The following is an 18,496-nucleotide window of genomic DNA, read 5'->3' as shown; positions in this document are numbered from 1 at the left end:
ACGTTTATGCAAAGGCCCTACCTCAGCGGATGCCGGACCCAGACGTTGGGTTCCACGTAGACGGCGTGGCCCTGGTCCGGTTCGCAGTGGACCGGGGCCAGCGCGCCCGGGACGTGGACCGGGCCCGGTGCGTCGAAGGGCAGGCCGGTCCATTCCCGCCATTCGGCGAGGGAACCGGTGATGGTCATCGACAGCGGGGCCACCGAGTCGATCACCCCGCCCGCGCGGACGTGGACGCGCAGCCAGGGGTCGTACGGCAGACCGTCCTCACGGGTACGGTACGCGTACTCGTGGATCGAGGCCTCCGGCTCGGCGGGCTTTGCGTTGGGCCGGACGGGGGCGACGACCTCGGCGAACCCGCGGGCCCGGGCGTTCTCGCGCATCGCCGCCAGCATCCGCCCGGACAGACCCTCGCCCTGCCGGCCGGTGGCCACGCTGATCTCGATGGCGCTCACCGTGTCGGGCCGGATCCCGCGCCGCAGGTCGGAGAAGGTCCACATGAGGACCTGGTCCCAGCCCCGCGCGGGCAGCGCCCCGTCCCGCCCCGGCGCGTGCAGCGCGAAGGGCACGCTGAACGCGCGCGCCACGACCGCGTCGCCGTCCGTGGCGACCAGGACGTAGTCCGGCAGCTCGGCCACCATCCGCGGGTAGAGCAGCCAGGCCAGCGGGTCGTGGGCCGCGAACTCCGGCCACGAGTCCGTCATGTCCCAGAGGCGTCCGGCCAGTTCGGGCCGCTCGGCGAGGGTGGTGATCATCATCCCGGTCATGAGCGCAGGCTAGGCAGGAGGGCCGGGGCGGCTCAACCGGTTTGCGCCGCCTGCAAGGAGAGGTGCCAGCGGCCCGACCAGCCGGTCAGGGTCACCGTCGACAGCGGCCGGACGTCGAGGTTCCAGTACGTCCGCGGAGGCGCGTTCAGCGCGTAGACCACGGCCGCCCGGACCACCGAGGGCTCCGCCACCGCCACGATCGCGCCCCCGTCGTCCGCGGGCCGGGTGTCCAGCCAGCCGCCGATCCGGGAGATGAAGGAGAGCAGGGATTCGCCGCCGTGCGGGGCGGACCGCGGATCGGCGAGCCAGAGGTCCACGGACCCGGGTTCCCGGGCGGTCACCTCGGCCAGGGTCAGTCCCCGCCAGCGCCCCATGTCGCACTCGCGCAGCGCCGGCTGCGCCAGCGGCGCGTAACCGAGGGCCTCGCCGGTGGCCCGGCTGCGCGGGGTCGGGGAGCAGTAGCGCAGCCCGGCCGCGCCCAGCGGTACCAGCCCCCGGGCGGCCAGCTCCAGCGCCCGCCGGCCGGTCCCGTCCAGCGGGCGGTCGTCGTCGAAGCGCTCGGCGAGCAGCGAGCAGCTGCGGGCTGCGGCGACGAGCGAGACCCGAACGTGCATGCGGCGATGGTGGGCCGTCGGCCGCACGGGGTCAAGCGTCTTGACCGACGGCTCCGGGGAGCGCGGTCCTCAGCCGCCGGACCGCCTCGACCAGCTCCCCGGGGCCCGAGACCCCGGCGAAACTCAGCCGGACGTACGCACCCGGCGGTTCCGCGCAGAAGTACGGACGGCCGGGCGCGACCGCGACCCCGGCGCGCAGGGCGGCCGCCACCAGGGCCGCCTCGTCGCTGCCCTCCGCGGCGCGCACCCACAACTGGTAGCCACCGGAAGGCAGATGGGGCAGCGCCAGCCCGGGCAGCTCCCGCCGCAGGGCCCCGGCGAGCACCTCCCGCCGGTGCCTGAGCTCGGCGGACACGGCCCGCAGGTGACGCGGCCAGGCGGGCGCGCCGACCAGTTCCAGGGCCGCCTCCTGGAGCGGGCGGGGCACGAAGAAGCTGTCCACGACCTGGATCGCGCGCAGCCGGTCCACCACCGGGCCGCGGGCCGCGAGCGCGCCCACGCGCAGGCTGGGGGAGGTGGCCTTGGTCAGCGACCTGACGTGCACCACCACCCCGTCCGCGTCCTCGGCGGCCAGCGTCACGGGCAGCGGGCCCGCGTCCTCGTGGGCCAGGGCCCGGGCGTAGTCGTCCTCGATCACGAAGGCCCCGGCGGCCCGGGCGATCCGCAGCACCTCGGCCCGCCGCCCGGGGGCCAGCACCGCCCCGGTCGGGTTCTGGAACAGCGGCTGGCATACGAGGACCCGCGCCCCGGTCGCTTCGAAGGCGGCGGCCAGCAGCTCCGGCCGGACCCCTTCGGCGTCCACCGGGACGGGCACGGGGCGGCATCCTGAGGCGCGGGCGATCGCCAGCAGGCCGGGGTAGGTCGGGGATTCCACGAGGATCGGCGCCCCGGGCGGGGCGAGGGCCCGCACGGCCGTGTTCAGCGCGCTCTGCCCGCCCGCGGTGACCAGTACGTCGGAGGCCGCGACGGCCCCGCCGATCTCCCGGGCGAACCAGTCGCGCAGCTCGGGCAGCCCCTCGACGGGCGGCCGCCCCCAGGCTCCGGGCCGCCGCCCGGCCCTGGCCAGGGCGGCCGCCATGGCCCGCTCGGGCTGGAGCGAGGGGTGCAGGTACCCGCTGTTGAGCTCGATCACCCCGTCCGGCGGCGCGGCGAGCGAGCTCAGTACGCCGGTGGCGTCGACGGAGCGCGGGATGACCTCACCGGCCCCCTCCGCGCTGAGGGCGACCTCCTGCCAGGAGGTGTCCCCGGACGCGGGGGTCGCCGTACGCGGGCGGGCCCGGAACACGCCCGCGCCCGGCCGGGTGACCACGAGACCCTCGGCGGCGAGCTGCGCCAGGGCCCGGGAGACCGTGACGGGGCTGACCCGGAAGCGCTCGACCAGAGCCCGACTCGACGGGAGCTTTCCACCTACCGAGTAGCGGACGAGCTCGGATCTCAGGGATTCTGCCAGTTCGGCGACACTGCTACGCTCGTACATGACAGCACAGAATAGCGCTACTCTCCCGTCGACGATAGCGGTCGGGGATTCCCCGAGCCGAGGTGCGAGCCCGGCCGCCACCCGGGGCACCCTCCTCGCCTCGCTCGGAGTCATCGCCTTCTCGCTGACCTTCCCCGCCACCGCCTGGGGTCTGGAGAGCTTCGGCCCCTGGTCCCTCGTGGCCCTGCGCAGCGTCCTCGCCGCCGTCATCGCCGGCGGATTCCTGCTGGCCCTGCGGGCCCCGCTGCCCGCCCGCGAGCACTGGGCGGGCCTGGCCGTGGTCGCCGCCGGGGTGGTCGTCGGCTTCCCCCTGCTCACCACCCTCGCGCTGCAGACCTCCACCACCTCGCACGCCGCCGTCGTGGTGGGCCTGCTCCCGCTGACCACGGCCGCGCTCTCCGCGCTGCGCACCGGCGCCCGCCCCTCGCGCGCCTTCTGGGCCGCAGCGGGCGCCGGCGCCGCGGTGGTCCTCGGCTTCACCGTGGCGCAGAGCGGCGGCGCCCTCTCGGCGGGCGACGCCTACCTCTTCGCGGCCCTGCTGGTGTGCGCCGCCGGGTACACCGAGGGCGGACGCCTCGCCAAGGCGCTGCCCGGCTGGCAGGTGGTCGGCTGGGCACTGGTGCTGTGCCTGCCGCTCAGCGTGGCCGGCTCGGTGCTCGGGCTCGCGTACGAGCCGGTGCACCTCACCGGCCACGGCCTGGCCGGGCTGATCTGGGCCGCGGCCGGCTCCACCTTCCTCGGCCTGTACGTCTGGTACCGCGGCATGGCGGAGATCGGCGCACCCCGGGCCAGCCAGCTCCAGCTCGCCCAGCCGCTGCTGACCCTGGTGTGGTCGGTCGCGCTGCTGGGCGAGCACCTCTCCCCCGTGGTACCGGCCGCTGCCTGCGCGGTCCTGCTCTGCATTGTGGTCACCCAACGGGTCAAATAGCAGCAATACGACCTAAACTGCTAGCACCGGATCGGACCGCCACGGAGGAGGTCAGTTATGCGCGCGACCGAGGGCGACCAGCTGGTGCAGCACGGCAGGATCGTCGGACAGCACGACAAGGTGGGCGAGATCACCCAGGTGCTGGGCGAGAACGGAACTCCCCCGTACCGGGTCCGCTTCGAGGACGGGCACGAGGCTCTGATGGCTCCCGGACCCGACTGCACGGTCCGGCACCCCGGAGAGGCCAAGCACTGACTCAGCGCGGGGGCACGGCCGAGCCGTAGTGGTCGGCGACGACCCTGGCCATCGCCCCGTTGGGGTCCGCGGCCACCTGCTTCGCGGAGAAGTAGACGTGGCCGCGGACCTGCGCGTAGTCCCGGGCGAAGGTGACGTGCCGGGACAGTTCGGCGGGATCGCGCCAGGCCTCGGTGGGGCTGTCCGCGTCGCAGCGGTACAGCGCCTCCCCCACGTAGAGCTCCACGCCGGTGCCCTCGACGGTCTCGGCCCACCACGGGACGATGTCGGCGTAGTCGGCGACCGGGTGCCCGATGTGCCAGTAGGCCTGGGGCACGACGTAGTCGATCCAGCCCTCGGTGACCCACTTGCGGGTGTCGGCGAACAGGTCGTCGTACGTGGCGAGGCTGCCGTCCGTCGGCGAGCCGAGCGGGTCCCGCCCGGCGTTGCGCCAGACCGCGAAGGGGCTGATGCCGAACCGCGCCTGCGGCCGGACCTCCCGTACGCGCGCGGACATCTCGCTGACCAGGGTGTCGGTGTTGTGGCGGCGCCAGGCGGCGCGCGAGGCGAAGTCGCCGCCGTGCTCCTCGTAGGCGGCGTCGTCGTCGAAGTACTCGCCCTCCACCGGGTACGGGTAGAAGTAGTCGTCCCAGTGCACCGCGTCCACGGGATAGCGGCGGACGGCGTCGAGCATGGCCTCCTGCACGAACTGGCGCACCTCTGGCATGCCGGGGTTGTAGTGGAGCTTCCCTCCGTAGGCGACCGTCCACTCGGGGTTGCGCCGGGCCGGGTGCCCGGACGCCAGCCGCTCCGGGTCCGTGTGGTGGGCCACGCGGTACGGGTTGAACCAGGCGTGCAGCTCCAGCCCGCGGGCATGGGCCTCGGTGACGGCCGTACCGAGCGGGTCCCAGCCGGGATCCACGCCCTGCTTGCCGGTCAGCCACTGGGACCAGGGCTCCAGCGGCGAGGGCCACAGCGCGTCGGCCGCCGGACGGACCTGGAGGATCACCGCGTTGAGCTTCCGCGCGACCGCGGCGTCCAGGAGGGCGAGCAGTTCCCGCTTCTGCTGCGCGGCGGTGAGCCCGCTCCTGGAGGGCCAGTCCACATTGGTCACCGATGCGATCCACATCCCGCGGAACTCCGTGGCCGGAGCCCTCCGGGACGGCCTCGGTCCCGCCGGATTCCCAGCCTGAACCGGCTGGTGCGCCGGGCCGGGCGACCCTGTCCCGGCGGCCGCGCCCGCCACCGCCGCCTGCCCCGTGGCGGCCGTGGCCAGCACGCCCGCCGCCCCCGCCAGCAGCCCCCGCCGCCCGATGTACGCCATGTGACGACTCCGTTCCGTTGCGTGATGTTGATCTCGTGCGCCCAGCATGCCCGCCCCGGCCCGTCACCCGGGGCAAGGTCGGGGGTAACGTCGGGGGGCGTGGCGGGCGCCGGAATGCAGTTACCACTGACAACCACGGGGGACCCGCGATGGATGAGCAGCGAAAGGCACGATGTGACGGACCTCTCTACCCTCCCGACCGACATCGCACGGGTCGGCGTAGTGGGCTGCGGCCAGATGGGCGCGGGCATCGCCGAGGTGTGCGCCCGCAGCGGTCTTGAGGTGAAGGTCGCCGAGACCACCGGCGAGGCCCTGGAGATCGGGCGCACCCGGCTGCACAACTCCCTGATGAAGGCCGCCGAACGCGGCAAGATCAGCGAGGAGGAGCGGGACGCCACCCTGGCCCGGCTCACCTTCACCACCGACCTCGGCGAGTTCGCCGACCGTGACCTCGTCATCGAGGCGGTCGTCGAGAACGAACAGGTCAAGACGGAGATCTTCCAGGTCCTCGACCAGGTGGTCACCCGCCCGGACGCGATCCTGGCCTCCAACACCTCCTCGATTCCGCTGGTCAAGCTGGCCGTCTCCACCTCGCGCCCCGACCAGGTCATCGGCATCCACTTCTTCAACCCGGCGCCGGTGCAGCAGCTCGTGGAGCTGATCCCCGCGCTGACCACGGGCGACGAGACGGTCAAGCGGGCCGAGGCCCTGGTGCGGGACGTGCTGGGCAAGCACGCGATCCGCGCCCAGGACCGGTCCGGTTTCGTGGTCAACGCGCTGCTCATCCCGTACCTGCTGTCCGCGATCCGGATGTTCGAGTCGGGCATCGCGAGCCGCGAGGACATCGACAACGGCATGGAGCTGGGCTGCGCCCACCCGATGGGCCCGCTGAAGCTGGCGGACCTGATCGGCCTGGACACGGTGGCCTCGGTGGCCGACTCCATGTACGCGGAGTTCAAGGAGCCGCTGTACGCCGCTCCCCCGCTGCTCCAGCGGATGGTCGACGCGGGCCGCCTCGGCCGCAAGACCGGCTCGGGCTTCTACCCGTACGGATGACGGCCCGCGGCTAGCCGAGCCGCAGATGGTGCAGGAGCAGCAGCCCGGCCGCCATGTTGGCGGCCGGGATCTCGCCGCGCGCGATCATGTCGGGTACGAGTTCGAGCGGAACCCATTCACGGCGTGAGGACTCGAAGTCGTCCTCGGGATGCCCGGTGTACGTGGCCCCGTCCGCCCAGTAGAGGTGGTGGCGGGCATCGGTCAGCCCGTTGGACGGCTCGACCGTCATCAGGTGGTGGAGCGGGCCGGGCCGCCAGCCCGACTCCTCCTCCATCTCCCGGGCGGCGGCGGTGGCGATGTCCTCGCCGTCCTCGACCACCCCGGCGGGCAGTTCCCAGCCCCAGCTGTCCGTGATGAAGCGGTGCCGCCACAGCAGCAGCACCTCGTTGGCCGCGTTGACGGCCGTGGCGACGGCGACCGGACGCAGCCGGATCACGAAGTGGTCCAGGTGCCGCCCGTCGGGGAGTTCCACGTCGGCGAGATTCACGTCGAACCAGCGGTTCTTGTACACAGTCTGCTCACTGAGATTCGTCCACTGCACGGCTGTGCCACCTTCCGATCGAGTTGGTGGCAACATGGCAGCAGTTCACGCCCTCACAGGGGAACGCGCAGCGCCCCGTCGATGAGCTGCGCGGTCTCCTCCGCGCCCGAACAACCGCTGGTCAGCAGCTGTTCGCGGACCGCCCTGAGCCGGTCGCGCAACCGCAGCGACTCCATCCCCTTGGCCCGCTCGGCCATTTCGGCCGCGGCGGCCACGGCCCGGTCCGCCTCGCCCTGCCGCAGCTGGATCTCGCACAGCATCGCCAGCCGGTGCACCCGGCCCCGGTCGTGCGCCGGGGTGCCGACCGCGGCGGTCGCCTGCTCGTGGGCCGCGTCGAGATCCCCCAGGCTCAGCAGCGCCTGCGCCACCTGGACGTTGACGAGCCCCGGCTGGACGTAGCCGGTCTCGTCGGGTTCGCTCCCGGGCCGGATCCGGTCGGCGGCCGCCTCGGCGCTGCGGATGCAGGCCAGTGCGGCCCGGGTGTCGCCGAGCTGGGCGTACGCCTTGGCCTGCATGGCGTACAGGTCGGCGGCCAGCGCCGGGGTGGTGTGCCGGCCCGCGGCGCGCAGGGCGGCCTCGGCGAAGGCGACGGCCTGGCGGTACCCCCGCAGGTGCAGGGACTGGTTGACGAGCAGCGCGATCACATAGGCCCCGAGGCCGCGGTCGCCGCTGGCCTTGGCCAGGCGAAGGGCCTGGTGGAAGTAGCGCTGGGCCAGGCCGTGCGCGTCCGAGTCGTACGCGCAGATGCCCGCCACCGCCACGAGGGACCCGGTGGCGCGGTGCAGCTGGCGGCCGAGCCCGTCGGGGTAGCTGCCGCGCAGCATGGGCGCGGTCTCGCTGCCGAGGAAGCGGACGATCCGGGCCCGGGTGGCCACCCCGCCGGCCCGGCGGTACATCAGCTCGTAGTGCGCGCGGGCGGCCCGCAGGATCTCGATGTGCTCGGGCCCGATCCGGTTCGGGCCCTCACGGGAGACGTCGGCGTCCTCGGGCGGGTTCTCCCACTCCCAGACCGGGATGACGGCGGGCGTGCCCGTGACGGCCCCGGCGGTGAGCAGTTGGGTCCGGCCCTGCTCGTCGGAACGCCACAGGGCGGCGGCCCGGTCGACGAACCCGCTCAGCGGGGAGGCGTGCGCGGCGCCCGGCCCGTCCGGCACCCCGAGCCCGATGTCGTCCAGCCCGAGGGGCCGGCGCAACCGGCCGCCGAGCACCTCGCAGATCAGGTCGGGCACCTGGCCGCGGGGCCGCTGGCCCTTCAACCAGCGGGCCACGGCGGTGTGTTCGTAGCGCAGCGCGAGCCCGCGGGTCCGGCCCGCCTGGTTCACGTACGCGGCGAGTCCGGCATGGGACATGCCCGCCTCCGCGAGGAGGGAATCGAGCAGGACATTGGGCTGCATGGGCCGCTCCCCAGGGCTCGTCGTTCTCAGGCTAGTGGGTGCGCGGTTCACACGGGGTGCGAACCGCGTACGCGCATAAATGCGATACGCACCCTGCCGCGGAAGGGCCGTTCGGCGGTTCACTTAAGGGCCTCGCCAAGAGGCGGCTCGGGTCGTCGGCTCCCCCTCGTACAGTGCGACGACCCGCCACCGCGCCGCCCGTCCTGTTGTCTGCCCGACACTCCACGGCAGGCGGGCGGCGTGTTCCGGCCCCCGTCGGCGCCCGGTTGGTCGCCGGGCCCCGGCAGGGGCCGGGCCGGACCCCGCGCCGGGCCCATCCACCGGGCCCGGTGCGCGGTCCGGCGATGCCAGGCCGGTCAGGACCGGTCGTCGCGGAGCACCAGCAGGGCGACGTCGTCGGCGAGTCGCCCGCCGGTGTGCCGGAGCAGTGCGGCGTGCACGGCCGCGACCAGCCGCGCGGGCGTGACCGCCGCCTCCTCCGCCAGGACGTGCCTGAGGGGGAAGAACCGCCCGGCCGCGTCCCGCGCGTCCTCGGCCCCGTCGGTGTGCAGGAACAGCGTATCCCCGGGCCGGAGTTGCCCACATGTCTCCCCTGCCACCTCCGCCGGTACGGGGACCACCCCGAGCGGCGGCAGCGTCTCGCCGTCCAGCGCCCGCACGTCCGTGAGCCGCTGCGCGGAGCCCTTCCCGGGCTCTGCCCGGACCCGCGCCTCAAACTCCGGCAGGGCCGGATGTGGCTGATGCCGTCCGCCCAGCGCGGGCTGGATCGCCCGCAGGGCAACCTCGGCCCCGCCGGCGATCGAGGCGCGGGGCGAGGGGCGGAGCCCCGGATCTTCGAGCCCCGCCGGCGTTTGAGGCGCGGGGTCCGGGGCGGAGGCCCGGCTGCGGAGCAGGTAGGGCCAGGGGTGGCCGCAGTTGAGGGCCAGCAGGGTGCCGTCCGGGGCGATCTGGAGGAGCAGCACCGTCACGAACTCCTCCGCCGACGGGGACTGCGGCTCGCCGGAACAAGCGGCAGGATGCTCCGCCCGGGCCCGGTCGCGTACGTGGCGGCCCAGGGCCCGCTCCATCCGCAGCAGCACACCGCCCAGCGAGGGCTCGTCGTACGCGGCCTCGCGGAACGCCCCGAGGACCGCCGTGGCCGCGCCGAGCGCCGGCAGGCCGTGGCCCCGTACGTCGCCGATGACCACCCGCACCCCGTACCCCGTCGGCACGGCCTCGTACAGGTCGCCGCCCACCGCGGCGCCCCGGCTCGCCGAGAGCTGGGCCGCGGCCAGCGTCAGGCCCTCGATCCGCCCCGGCAGCGGCCGCAGCAGGGCTCGTTGTGCCGCGCCCGCGATCTCCTGGGAGCGCCGCAGCTCGGCCAGCAGCAGGTGCCGGATGTGCAGGGCGCAGCCGGTGGCCAGGATCAGGAAGGCCGCGCAGGTGGCGAGGCTGGGCGCCAGCCGCCCCGGGGTGGACAGCTCCCAGGACACCGCGGCGCCTCCCCAGGCGGCAACGCACACCCGGCGCACCTGGGGCATCTCCCCGATCATCGCGGCCTCCCCTCGGCCGCAATGATTGTGCCGACCACCCGGTGCGCAGGGCACGGGTCATCGGCGTTCTCACCCGAACGAGTGAGGTGGGGGTTCCCCACGCCCGCCAAGGCGCAGGGGGCGCACCCGGTGGTCCGGATACGCCCCCTCAGCGGCCCTGGAACAGGCCTTGCTCCGTGCGGCTACGCGCCGCGCAGCACCGCCCCGGTCCGCTCGCCAGCGAGGGCCACCGCCGCGTCGCGCGCGGCCGTGGACTCCTCGGCGGTCAGCGTGCGGTCGGCCGCGCGGAAGCGCAGCGCGTACGCCAGGGACTTCTTGCCCTCGCCGACCTGCTCACCGGTGAACACGTCGAACAGCCGCAGCGATTCGAGGAGTTCGCCCGCGCCCTGGCGCAGCGCGGCCTCCACATCCGAGGCCGGGACCGACGCGTCCACGATCAGCGCCACGTCCTGGGTCGCCACCGGGAAGGAGGAGATCCGGGGCGCCTGGAGCGCCTCGCCGCCGGCCGCCGCGAGGCGGTCGAGGTCGATCTCCATCGCGCTGGTGCGGGCCGGCAGGCCCATCGCCTTGACCACCCGCGGGTGCAGCTCACCGGCGTGGCCGATGACCTGCTCCACCCCGTCGAGGGTGACGACCAGCTCGGCGCAGCGGCCCGGGTGCCAGGGGCCGTACTGGCCCTGGCGGACGACGAGCTCCGCGCCGGCCTCGACGGCCAGCGAGCGCGCGGCCTGGACGGCGTCCGCCCAGTCGGCCGGGCGGCCCTTGCCCCACCAGCCGGCCTGCTCGCGGGCACCGGCCAGCACGACCGCGGCGTACCGCGGCTGCGCGGGCAGGGCCGCGTCCAGGGTGGCGATCTCCTCGTCCGTGGGACGCCGGTCGACGGGCAGCCGTACGGCGACGCCCGGCTGCGGGCCGGCCAGGAAGACCGAACCGGTCTCGAAGAGCGCGAGGTCGTGGCTGCCGCGGCTGTCGTTGCGGCGCAGCGCGCCCAGCAGACCCGGCAGCAGCGTGGTGCGCAGCGCCGGCTCCTCGTCGGAGAGCGGGTTGACCAGCTTGACGACCTGGCGGGTGGCGTCGTGCGCCGGGAGCTGGAGCTGGTCGAAGACGCCCTCACCGATGAACGGGTAGCTGAGCGCCTCGACGTAGCCCGCGCCGGCCAGCGCGCGGCCGACCCGGCGGTGCAGCTGCTGGCGCGCGGTCAGGCCGCGGCCGGAGGGCACCTGGGGAAGGGTCGACGGGAGGTTCCCGTAGCCCTCCAGCCGGATGACCTCTTCGGCGAGGTCGTTGGGCTCGGCGAGGTCGGGCCGCCACGAGGGGACGGTGACGACGAGCTCGTCCTGACCGTAGACGTCGCAGCCGATCTCCTGGAGGCGGCGTACGACGGTCTCGCGGCCGTAGTCCATGCCCGCGACCCGGTCGGGGTGGTCCGCGCTCATCGCGACCGTGCGCGGGGCGCCCGGGGCGAGGAACTCGGTGACTCCGGCCTCGGCGGTGCCGCCCGCGAGCAGCACGAGCAGGTCGACGGTCCGCTGCGCGGCCGCGGCGGCGGCCATCGGGTCGACGCCCCGCTCGAAGCGCTTGGAGGCCTCGGAGGAGAGCTTCAGGCGGCGGGCGGTGCGCGAGATCGACACGGAGTCGAAGTGCGCGGCCTCGATGACGACGTCCTTGGTCCCCGTGACCTGGCCGGTCTCGGGGTCCGTGACCGGGTCGGCGATCTCGGTGTCGGCGCCGCCCATGACACCGGCGAGGCCGATCGGCCCGCTGTTGTCGGTGATCACCAGGTCCTCGGCGTCGAGCGTGCGCTTGACCCCGTCGAGGGTGGTGAACTTCTCGCCCTGCTCGGCCCGGCGGACACCGATGGCGCCGTCGATGCTGGAGCGGTCGTAGGCGTGCAGCGGCTGGCCGAGCTCGAGCATCACGTAGTTGGTGATGTCGACGGCGAGCGAGATCGGGCGCATGCCGGCCTTCTGGAGGCGGCGGGTGAGCCAGATCGGGGAGCGCGCGTCGGGGTCGAGGCCGGTCACCGTGCGGGCGGTGAAGCGGTCGCAGCCGGCCGGGTCGTCGACCTTGACCGGGTAGCCGTACGAGTTCGGCGCGGGGACGTCGAGCAGCGCCGGGTCGCGCAGCGGCAGGCCGTACGCGGTCGCCGCCTCGCGGGCGACACCGCGCATCGACATGCAGTAGCCGCGGTCCGGGGTGATGTCGATGTCGAGGACCTCGTCGATGAGCTGGAGCAGCTCGATCGCGTCGGTGCCGACCTCGTACTCGGGCGGCAGCACGATGATGCCGTGCGTGCCGTCGTCGCCCATGCCCAGCTCGTCGCCGGAGCAGATCATGCCGTGCGAGGTGCGGCCGTAGGTCTTGCGCGCGGCGATGGCGAAGTCGCCGGGGAGCACGGCGCCGGGCAGGACCACGACGACCTTGTCGCCTACGGCGAAGTTCCGGGCGCCGCAGACGATCTCCTGCGGTTCGCCGGTGCCGTTGGCGGAGCCGACGTCGACCGTGCAGAAGCGGATCGGCTTGCGGAAGCCCTCGAGCTCCTCGATGGTCAGCACCTGGCCGACGACGAGCGGGCCCTTGAGCCCGCCGCCGAGCTGCTCGACGGTCTCGACCTCGAGGCCGGCGTCGACCAGCTTGGCGGCCACGTCACGGCCGGTCTCACCCGCGGGGAGGTCGACGTACTCCCGCAGCCAGGAAAGCGGGACGCGCATCAGATCTCACTCCCGAACGGCCGGGTGAAGCGCACGTCACCCTCGACCATGTCTCGCATGTCTTCTACGTTGTGACGGAACATCAGCATCCGATCGATGCCGAACCCGAAGGCGAACCCGCTGTACTTCTCGGGGTCCACACCGCAGGCGGTCAGCACCTTGGGGTTAACCATTCCGCAGCCGCCCAGCTCGATCCAGCCCTCGCTGGAGCAGGTACGGCACGGGCGGTCGGGGTTGCCCACCGATTCGCCGCGGCACACGTAGCACTGCATGTCCATCTCGGCGGACGGCTCGGTGAAGGGGAAGAAGTGCGGGCGCAGGCGCGTGGTGGTGCCCTCGCCGAACAGCTCCTGGACCATGTGGTCCATGGTGCCCTTGAGGTCCGCCATGGTCAGGCCCTCGTCCACGGCGAGCAGCTCGACCTGGTGGAAGACCGGGGTGTGCGTCGCGTCGAGCTCGTCGGTGCGGTACACGCGGCCCGGGCAGACGATGTAGACGGGGGGCTTGCGCTCCAGCAGCGAGCGCGCCTGCACCGGGGAGGTGTGGGTGCGCAGCACGACACCGGACTCGTCGCCCTCGGTGCCCTTGGGCCCCTGGACGAAGAAGGTGTCCTGCATCTGGCGCGCCGGGTGGTCGGGCGTGAAGTTGAGGGCGTCGAAGTTGAACCACTCCGCCTCGACCTCGGGGCCCTCGGCGACCTCGTACCCCATGGCCACGAAGATGTCCGCGATGCGGTCCATCAGCGTGGTCAGGGGGTGCCGGGCGCCGGCGGTGACGCGGTCGTAGGGCAGCGTGACGTCCACGGCCTCCTCGACCAGCACCCGCTCGTCGCGCTCGGCCTCGAGCTCGACCGTGCGGGCCCCGAAGGCCTTGTTCACGGCTCCGCGGGCCTGGCCCACGCGCTTGCCCGCCTCGGCCTTGGCCTGGGGCGGCAGGGCGCCGATCTCCCGGTTGGCGAGCGCCAGGGGCGAGCGGTCGCCCATGTGCGCGGTCTTCGCCTCACGGAGCGCGTCGAGGTCGCCGGCGGACGCGAAGGCGGCGAGCGCCTCGTCCCGCATGCGCTCGATCTCTTCCGGTTTCAGTGCCTCGACCTCGACAGGGTCGTACGACTTGTTCGGTGCCGACATCTCTTCCCGTACTTCCGATGGCTGGCTGGTGGGTCCCCGTACAGCGCGATCAGACCGATCGACCCAGAGACACAAAGGTGCCAAAGGACGAGTCTAAAGGTCGCTGGGGGTGAAGGAGCCCGTGGGCCGTCTGGCGAGACGTTCCGCAGGGTTACTGCGTGAGGTACGCCGGCGCGCTCACGGGCAGGATAAATCGGAACTCGGCGCCGCCGCCGGGGCCGCGGCCGACCGTGATGGTGCCGCCGTGGGCCTCCACGATGCCTTTGACGATGTACAGGCCCAGGCCGGTGCCGCCGCGCTTGCTCCCCCGCCAGAAGCGGGTGAAGACGCGGCCCATCGACTCCTCGGGGATCCCGGGGCCCTCGTCGGTCACGGTGACGGCTGTTCCCTTCTCATGCGGCGATACGTCGATGGTGACCGTTCCTTCACCGTGGCGCACCGCATTTTCGAGGAGGTTGCCGAGGATCTGGTCGATCTTGTCCGGATCGGCCCACAGGTCGGGCAGCGGGCGGCTGACACTGACGAGGAACCGTTCGGGGGCCTGGCCGTTCGCGGTGAGGGCCTGGACGTGGCGGCCGACGGCGGTGGCGATGTCCACCGGCTGGCGCCGCACCTCCAGGCGCCCGGAGTCGATGCGGGAGATGTCGAGGAGTTCGGCGATCAGCCGGGTGACGCGGTTGGCGTCGGCGTCGACGGTCTCCAGCATCAGCCTCTTCTGGTCGTCGGTGAACCGCTCCCACTTGGCGAGCAGGGTCGCGGTGAACCCCTTGACGGAGGTCAGCGGGGAGCGCAGCTCGTGCGCGACCGTGGCGATGAGCTCGGCGTGGCTGCGCTCGGTGCGGCGGCGGGCCTCGGTGCCGCGCAGGGTGACGACGAGGCGGCTCAGCGGGCCGGTGGGGTGCGTGCGGACGTACTGGGCGGAGACCAGCACCTCGCGGCCGCCGGGGAGCAGCAGGTTCCGCTCGGGCTGTCCGCGCCGGGTGGCGAGGCCCCCGTAGGGGTCGGTCAGCGCCCACCAGCGGCGGCCGTCCAGGTCCTCCAGCGGCAGGGCCCGGTCGATGCGCGTGCCGAGGGCCTGGCCGGGTTCGGTAGCGGTCATCCGGGCGGCGGCCCGGTTGAAGCAGATGACGTGCCCGCTGCCGTCGGCGACGACGAGCCCGTCGGGCAGGTCGTCGGGGTCGATCCCGAAGCCGGCCCCCTGGCCGGGGGGCTGCACGGCGGCGCCGTCGCGCGGCCCGGTCCCCTGCGGGGGTACGGTGCGCGGCGCGCCGGAGGGCGCGGGGGGGCCGGGGGCGTCCTGGAACCGCCGCTCGGCCGCGTCCGCGGCTCCCGCGGTCCCCGGTGAGCTGTTCGTACCGACGGTCATCTCCCCGTACCCCACATCTCCGAGTAGCGCAGTGGGCCCCCGGGCCGCCACATTACTAGCTGGGGGTCACGGAGCGGCACCCTCCGGACGCCCGCTGTGCACGAGCCGAGGCGTAGAGGCAGACCGCGGCGGCCGTGGCGAGGTTCAGGCTCTCCGCCTTGCCGTGGATCGGGACCCGTACGACGGCGTCCGCCAGCGCCCGGGTCTCCTCCGGCAGGCCCCACGCCTCGTTGCCGAAGACCCATGCGGTGGGACCGCCCATGGTGCCCGCGTCCAGCTCGGCGTCCAGGTCGTCCTCGCCCGCCCCGTCGGCGGCGAGGATCCGTACGCCGGCGGCCCGCAGCCCCTCGACGGCCTGCTCCACCGGGACGCCGACCGCGACCGGCAGGTGGAAGAGGGAGCCCACGGAGGCCCGTACCGACTTGGGGTTGTAGAGGTCCACGGAGGCGTCGGTGAGCACCACCGCGTCCGCGCCGGCGGCGTCCGCGCAGCGCAGCACCGTACCGGCGTTGCCGGGGTCGCGGACGTGGGCGAGAACGGCGACGAGCTTGGGCCGCGCCGTGAGGATGTCCTCGAAGGGCGAGTCCAGGAAGTGGCAGACGCCGACGAGGCCCTGCGGGGTGACGGTCTGCGAGACCTCGGCGAGCACCTCGTCGCCCGCGTAGTGCACCCGGGCGCCGGAGGCCAGCGCGGCGTCGATGATGTCGGCGTAGCGCTCGGCGGCCTCGACGGTCGCGAACAGCTCGATCAGGGTCGGGGCGCCGCCGGCCCCGCGGTGCTCGACCGCCTCGCGGACCGCCTGCGGGCCCTCGGCGATGAACCGGCGCTCCTTGGTGCGGAAGTTGCGCCGCGCCAGGCGCCTGGCGGCGGCCACCCGCGGGGATCGGGGGGAGATCAGCTCGGCGGGGTGACCCAGGTCAGCCATGGTCTCTGCGGTTCTCTCTCAGGGGTGCGGGGGCGCCTCGGGCGCGGCGGTACGGAGCGCGCGGGCGCGCAGGGCGCGGGCGGGCGGGCGGCATGGACGGCGCGCACCCGCGGTGCGGGGAAAGCACTCGGACCCGCAGGCGAGGAGCCTGCGGGTCCGAGGGTGCCGACTGCTTACGCGGCCGGCCAGGCCTTACGCAGCGGCCTTGGGGGCGTTGACGTCGGCCGGAAGCGCCTTCTGCGCGACCTCGACGAGCGCGGCGAACGCGTTGGCGTCGTTGACGGCCAGCTCCGCGAGGATCTTGCGGTCCACCTCGATGTTGGCGGCCTTCAGACCCTGGATGAGGCGGTTGTACGTCATGCCGTTCTGGCGGGCAGCGGCGTTGATGCGCTGGATCCACAGCTGACGGAAGTCGCCCTTGCGCTTCTTGCGGTCGTTGAAGTTGTAGACCAGCGAGTGGGTGACCTGCTCCTTGGCCTTGCGGTACAGGCGCGAACGCTGACCGCGGTAGCCGGAGGCCGCCTCGAGGATCGCCCGGCGCTTCTTGTGGGCGTTTACTGCCCGCTTGACGCGTGCCACTTTTTAACTCCTTGTAGCGGGGCCGTGGTTGTCTTCACACGGCCCGAATTCGATGGGGTCCCGGTCTTGACGTCCCGCTCCCGGCAGGGGAGCGGAGGACGTCACTTGCCGAGAAGCTTCTTGATCTTCGCGGCGTCGCCGGGGGCCATCTCCGCGGTGCCGGTCAGGCGGCGGGTGACACGGGACGACTTGTGCTCGAGCAGGTGGCGCTTGCCGGCGCGCTCACGGAGCACCTTGCCGGAGCCGGTGATCTTGAAGCGCTTCTTGGAACCGCTGTGCGTCTTGTTCTTCGGCATAGCGCCGTTATCTCCTCGTCGGTGGCGCCCCCACCGGTCCGATACCGGACCGGCTCCGGGGAGCGTCATGTTGTGTCGGTGATCCGAGACGGGCTGCCTCGGAATCAGGCCTCGGTGTTCGGCTCCTCGGCGGACGCCTCGTCGGCGGCAGCCTCGGTGGCCTCGACCGCGGCGGGTGCCTCCACCTCGGCGTCGGCGTCCTGCGGAGCCTCGCCCTCGGTGACGGCAACACCCTGGCGCTCGGCCTTGCGGGCGGCCTGCGCCTCGCGGGCTTCGGCCATCGCCTCGGTCTTCTTCTTGTGCGGACCGAGGACCATGATCATGTTTCGGCCGTCCTGCTTCGGGTTCGACTCGATGAACCCGAGGTCCTCGACGTCCGAAGCCAGACGCTGCAGCAGTCGGTAGCCGAGTTCCGGCCGGGACTGCTCGCGACCACGGAACATGATCGTGATCTTGACCTTGTCGCCCTGCTTGAGGAACCGAACGACGTGACCCTTCTTGGTGTCATAGTCGTGCGGGTCGATCTTCGGCCGGAGCTTCATTTCCTTGATGACCGTGTGCGCCTGGTTCTTGCGCGCCTCACGGGCCTTCATGGCCGACTCGTACTTGAACTTGCCGTAGTCCATGAGCTTGCAGACCGGCGGGCGTGCGGACGCCGCGACCTCGACCAGGTCGAGGTCGTACTCCTGCGCGAGCTCAAGCGCCTTGGCAAGCGGCACGATGCCGACCTGCTCGCCGCTGGGACCGACAAGCCGTACCTCGGGAACGCGAATCCGGTCGTTGATGCGGGGCTCGGTGCTGATGGATCCTCCTCGGTAGCACCACACGGCTGCCTGGCAGACAGCCGCTGACGTGTATTTCCGTCAGACCTACCGCGGCGGGAGAATGAAAAAAGCCCCGCCGGGCACAGGCAGGGGCTCCAAAGGGACCGGAGCACCGCCGCATGCGATCGCGGGGCGCAACTCGGGCAGCTTTCCATCGTCCGTACGGAACGATGGATGCCGCCTGACCGGTGACCCGCCGCCCCGGAGGGTGGTCGGGTGGGAGATCGGAGCCTCCACTTGTGGGCCGGGCACACAGGTGTCCGGCCGGTCGAAGTACATACTAGCACCCGCGTTGCAAGCCCGCCGCACGGCATATCGTGGGGCTCATGACTGACGCGACCCCTTCCGCCGACCCCGCTGCCGACGCCGCACCCGACTACGACGCCATGACCCGCGACATCGCGGACGTCCCCGCCGTCGAGGTGATCACCACGGTGGCCGTGCACCTGCTGAGCGCCGCGGCGGTCAACCTGGGCCTGGACAAGCCGGACTCCGAGCACAAGGACCTCGACGAGGCCCGCAAGCTGATCACGGCCCTGGCCGGCCTGGTCACGGCGAGCGCCACCGAGATCAGCTCCTTCCACGCCGCCCCGCTGCGGGACGGCCTGAAGTCGCTCCAGCTGGCCTTCCGCGAGGCCTCGATCGTCCCGGACGAGCCGGGCCAGGGCCCGGGCGAGAAGTTCACCGGCCCGGTCTTCGGCTGATCGCACGCGAACGGAGAAGGGGCCTGCCGCCCGGGAGCGATCCCCCGGGGGCGGGGCCCGACCCGATAGCCGGAGGGGGTGAACACCACCGAAAAAA

At 73.1% G+C, this 18,496-nt stretch carries 18 protein-coding genes; 4 read left to right on the top strand and 14 right to left on the bottom strand.

Translation table 11 applies throughout. The annotated features are described in order from the left end of the window. Positions 1-17: 17 nt before the first annotated feature. The 3 genes from AB0D94_RS26395 to AB0D94_RS26385 are packed head-to-tail and all read right to left on the bottom strand — an operon-like array spanning position 18 to position 2,858. Positions 18-767: an N-acetyltransferase gene (locus tag AB0D94_RS26395; RefSeq protein ID WP_362056254.1), complete on the bottom strand. Its 750-nt coding sequence runs from the start codon at positions 765-767 to the stop codon at positions 18-20. A 32-nt stretch (positions 768-799) separates the two neighbouring features. After that, a complete protein-coding gene (locus tag AB0D94_RS26390) occupies positions 800-1,381 on the bottom strand; it encodes a histidine phosphatase family protein (RefSeq protein WP_362056252.1) in 582 nt (193 codons plus the stop codon). 31 nt (positions 1,382-1,412) lie between these two features. After that, positions 1,413-2,858 (bottom strand): PLP-dependent aminotransferase family protein, encoded by a 1,446-nt coding sequence (locus AB0D94_RS26385; protein WP_362056250.1) that lies wholly within the window; start codon positions 2,856-2,858, stop codon positions 1,413-1,415. On the opposite strand from AB0D94_RS26385, the gene AB0D94_RS26380 reads away from it, so the two are divergent. Together AB0D94_RS26380 and AB0D94_RS26375 are read left to right on the top strand one after the other, a co-directional pair. After that, complete coding sequence (locus AB0D94_RS26380) at positions 2,857-3,786, top strand: DMT family transporter (protein ID WP_362056248.1); 930 nt, start codon at positions 2,857-2,859, stop codon at positions 3,784-3,786. The genes AB0D94_RS26385 and AB0D94_RS26380 overlap by 2 nt on opposite strands. A 57-nt stretch (positions 3,787-3,843) precedes the next feature. After that, the gene (locus AB0D94_RS26375) at positions 3,844-4,041 is read left to right on the top strand and encodes a DUF1918 domain-containing protein (RefSeq protein WP_362056246.1); all 198 of its coding nucleotides are present in this window, start codon (positions 3,844-3,846) and stop codon (positions 4,039-4,041) included. A 1-nt stretch (position 4,042) separates the two neighbouring features. Here the strand turns inward: AB0D94_RS26375 and AB0D94_RS26370 are convergent, their stop codons facing one another. Next, positions 4,043-5,344, bottom strand: coding sequence for a family 10 glycosylhydrolase (locus AB0D94_RS26370; protein ID WP_362056244.1), 1,302 nt, complete (start codon positions 5,342-5,344; stop codon positions 4,043-4,045). 153 nt (positions 5,345-5,497) lie between these two features. Here AB0D94_RS26370 and AB0D94_RS26365 point away from each other — a divergent pair, with 153 nt between their 5' ends. Beyond that, complete coding sequence (locus AB0D94_RS26365; protein ID WP_051859833.1) at positions 5,498-6,400, top strand: 3-hydroxybutyryl-CoA dehydrogenase; 903 nt, start codon at positions 5,498-5,500, stop codon at positions 6,398-6,400. A 10-nt stretch (positions 6,401-6,410) separates the two neighbouring features. Here AB0D94_RS26365 and AB0D94_RS26360 read toward each other — a convergent pair whose 3' ends face one another. The 10 genes from AB0D94_RS26360 to infC all read right to left on the bottom strand — a co-directional run bounded on the left by AB0D94_RS26360 (position 6,411) and on the right by infC (position 17,698). Further along, positions 6,411-6,941 carry an NUDIX hydrolase gene (locus tag AB0D94_RS26360; RefSeq protein ID WP_362056242.1) on the bottom strand — a complete coding sequence of 177 codons (531 nt, stop codon included), beginning with the start codon at positions 6,939-6,941 and terminating at the stop codon, positions 6,411-6,413. A 53-nt stretch (positions 6,942-6,994) separates the two neighbouring features. Next, positions 6,995-8,335: a transcriptional regulator gene (locus AB0D94_RS26355; protein ID WP_362056240.1), complete on the bottom strand. Its 1,341-nt coding sequence runs from the start codon at positions 8,333-8,335 to the stop codon at positions 6,995-6,997. Positions 8,336-8,691: 356 nt separating this feature from the next. Continuing rightward, positions 8,692-9,867 (bottom strand): PP2C family protein-serine/threonine phosphatase, encoded by a 1,176-nt coding sequence (locus AB0D94_RS26350; RefSeq protein WP_362056238.1) that lies wholly within the window; start codon positions 9,865-9,867, stop codon positions 8,692-8,694. Between the two features lie 182 nt (positions 9,868-10,049). Beyond that, positions 10,050-12,578 carry a phenylalanine--tRNA ligase subunit beta gene (gene pheT, locus AB0D94_RS26345; protein ID WP_362056236.1) on the bottom strand — a complete coding sequence of 843 codons (2,529 nt, stop codon included), beginning with the start codon at positions 12,576-12,578 and terminating at the stop codon, positions 10,050-10,052. Next, positions 12,578-13,705: a phenylalanine--tRNA ligase subunit alpha gene (gene pheS, locus AB0D94_RS26340; RefSeq protein ID WP_362056234.1), complete on the bottom strand. Its 1,128-nt coding sequence runs from the start codon at positions 13,703-13,705 to the stop codon at positions 12,578-12,580. The genes pheT and pheS overlap by 1 nt, the downstream gene beginning before the upstream one ends. A 151-nt stretch (positions 13,706-13,856) precedes the next feature. Continuing rightward, positions 13,857-15,071 carry an ATP-binding protein gene (locus AB0D94_RS26335; protein ID WP_362056232.1) on the bottom strand — a complete coding sequence of 405 codons (1,215 nt, stop codon included), beginning with the start codon at positions 15,069-15,071 and terminating at the stop codon, positions 13,857-13,859. A 55-nt stretch (positions 15,072-15,126) separates the two neighbouring features. Further along, complete coding sequence (locus AB0D94_RS26330) at positions 15,127-15,987, bottom strand: RNA methyltransferase (RefSeq protein WP_362056334.1); 861 nt, start codon at positions 15,985-15,987, stop codon at positions 15,127-15,129. 201 nt (positions 15,988-16,188) lie between these two features. Continuing rightward, positions 16,189-16,575, bottom strand: a complete 387-nt coding sequence (rplT, locus tag AB0D94_RS26325) for a 50S ribosomal protein L20 (protein WP_007263143.1) — start codon at positions 16,573-16,575, stop codon at positions 16,189-16,191. Between the two features lie 101 nt (positions 16,576-16,676). Next, positions 16,677-16,871: a 50S ribosomal protein L35 gene (gene rpmI / locus AB0D94_RS26320; RefSeq protein WP_030387121.1), complete on the bottom strand. Its 195-nt coding sequence runs from the start codon at positions 16,869-16,871 to the stop codon at positions 16,677-16,679. Between the two features lie 104 nt (positions 16,872-16,975). Next, on the bottom strand, positions 16,976-17,698 hold the full coding sequence (gene infC, locus AB0D94_RS26315; RefSeq protein WP_362056229.1) for a translation initiation factor IF-3: 723 nt from the start codon (positions 17,696-17,698) through the stop codon (positions 16,976-16,978). A gap of 323 nt (positions 17,699-18,021) precedes the next feature. Here infC and AB0D94_RS26310 point away from each other — a divergent pair, with 323 nt between their 5' ends. Continuing rightward, entirely contained in the window at positions 18,022-18,399 is a 378-nt protein-coding gene (locus tag AB0D94_RS26310; protein ID WP_031143757.1) for a DUF1844 domain-containing protein, read from the top strand. The last annotated feature ends 97 nt before the right edge of the window (positions 18,400-18,496 follow it).

This window comes from Streptomyces sp. NPDC048255, from assembly GCF_040652415.1.
GTDB lineage: Bacteria > Actinomycetota > Actinomycetes > Streptomycetales > Streptomycetaceae > Streptomyces.
The sequence above is the reverse complement of the archived record's forward strand: the minus strand, read 5'-3'. Positions and strand labels throughout refer to the sequence as shown.

Excerpts from the sequence above, each read along its gene's own strand:
- AB0D94_RS26395 (WP_362056254.1), bottom strand. The coding sequence starts at position 767 with ATGACCGGGATGATGATCACCACCCTCGCCGAGCGGCCCGAACTGGCC.
- AB0D94_RS26390 (WP_362056252.1), bottom strand. The coding sequence starts at position 1,381 with ATGCACGTTCGGGTCTCGCTCGTCGCCGCAGCCCGCAGCTGCTCGCTG.
- AB0D94_RS26380 (WP_362056248.1), top strand. The coding sequence starts at position 2,857 with ATGACAGCACAGAATAGCGCTACTCTCCCGTCGACGATAGCGGTCGGG.
- AB0D94_RS26385 (WP_362056250.1), bottom strand. The coding sequence starts at position 2,858 with ATGTACGAGCGTAGCAGTGTCGCCGAACTGGCAGAATCCCTGAGATCC.
- AB0D94_RS26375 (WP_362056246.1), top strand. The coding sequence starts at position 3,844 with ATGCGCGCGACCGAGGGCGACCAGCTGGTGCAGCACGGCAGGATCGTC.
- AB0D94_RS26370 (WP_362056244.1), bottom strand. The coding sequence starts at position 5,344 with ATGGCGTACATCGGGCGGCGGGGGCTGCTGGCGGGGGCGGCGGGCGTG.
- AB0D94_RS26365 (WP_051859833.1), top strand. The coding sequence starts at position 5,498 with ATGAGCAGCGAAAGGCACGATGTGACGGACCTCTCTACCCTCCCGACC.
- AB0D94_RS26355 (WP_362056240.1), bottom strand. The coding sequence starts at position 8,335 with ATGCAGCCCAATGTCCTGCTCGATTCCCTCCTCGCGGAGGCGGGCATG.
- AB0D94_RS26350 (WP_362056238.1), bottom strand. The coding sequence starts at position 9,867 with ATGATCGGGGAGATGCCCCAGGTGCGCCGGGTGTGCGTTGCCGCCTGG.
- pheT (WP_362056236.1), bottom strand. The coding sequence starts at position 12,578 with ATGCGCGTCCCGCTTTCCTGGCTGCGGGAGTACGTCGACCTCCCCGCG.
- pheS (WP_362056234.1), bottom strand. The coding sequence starts at position 13,705 with ATGTCGGCACCGAACAAGTCGTACGACCCTGTCGAGGTCGAGGCACTG.
- AB0D94_RS26335 (WP_362056232.1), bottom strand. The coding sequence starts at position 15,071 with ATGACCGTCGGTACGAACAGCTCACCGGGGACCGCGGGAGCCGCGGAC.
- rpmI (WP_030387121.1), bottom strand. The coding sequence starts at position 16,871 with ATGCCGAAGAACAAGACGCACAGCGGTTCCAAGAAGCGCTTCAAGATC.
- AB0D94_RS26310 (WP_031143757.1), top strand. The coding sequence starts at position 18,022 with ATGACTGACGCGACCCCTTCCGCCGACCCCGCTGCCGACGCCGCACCC.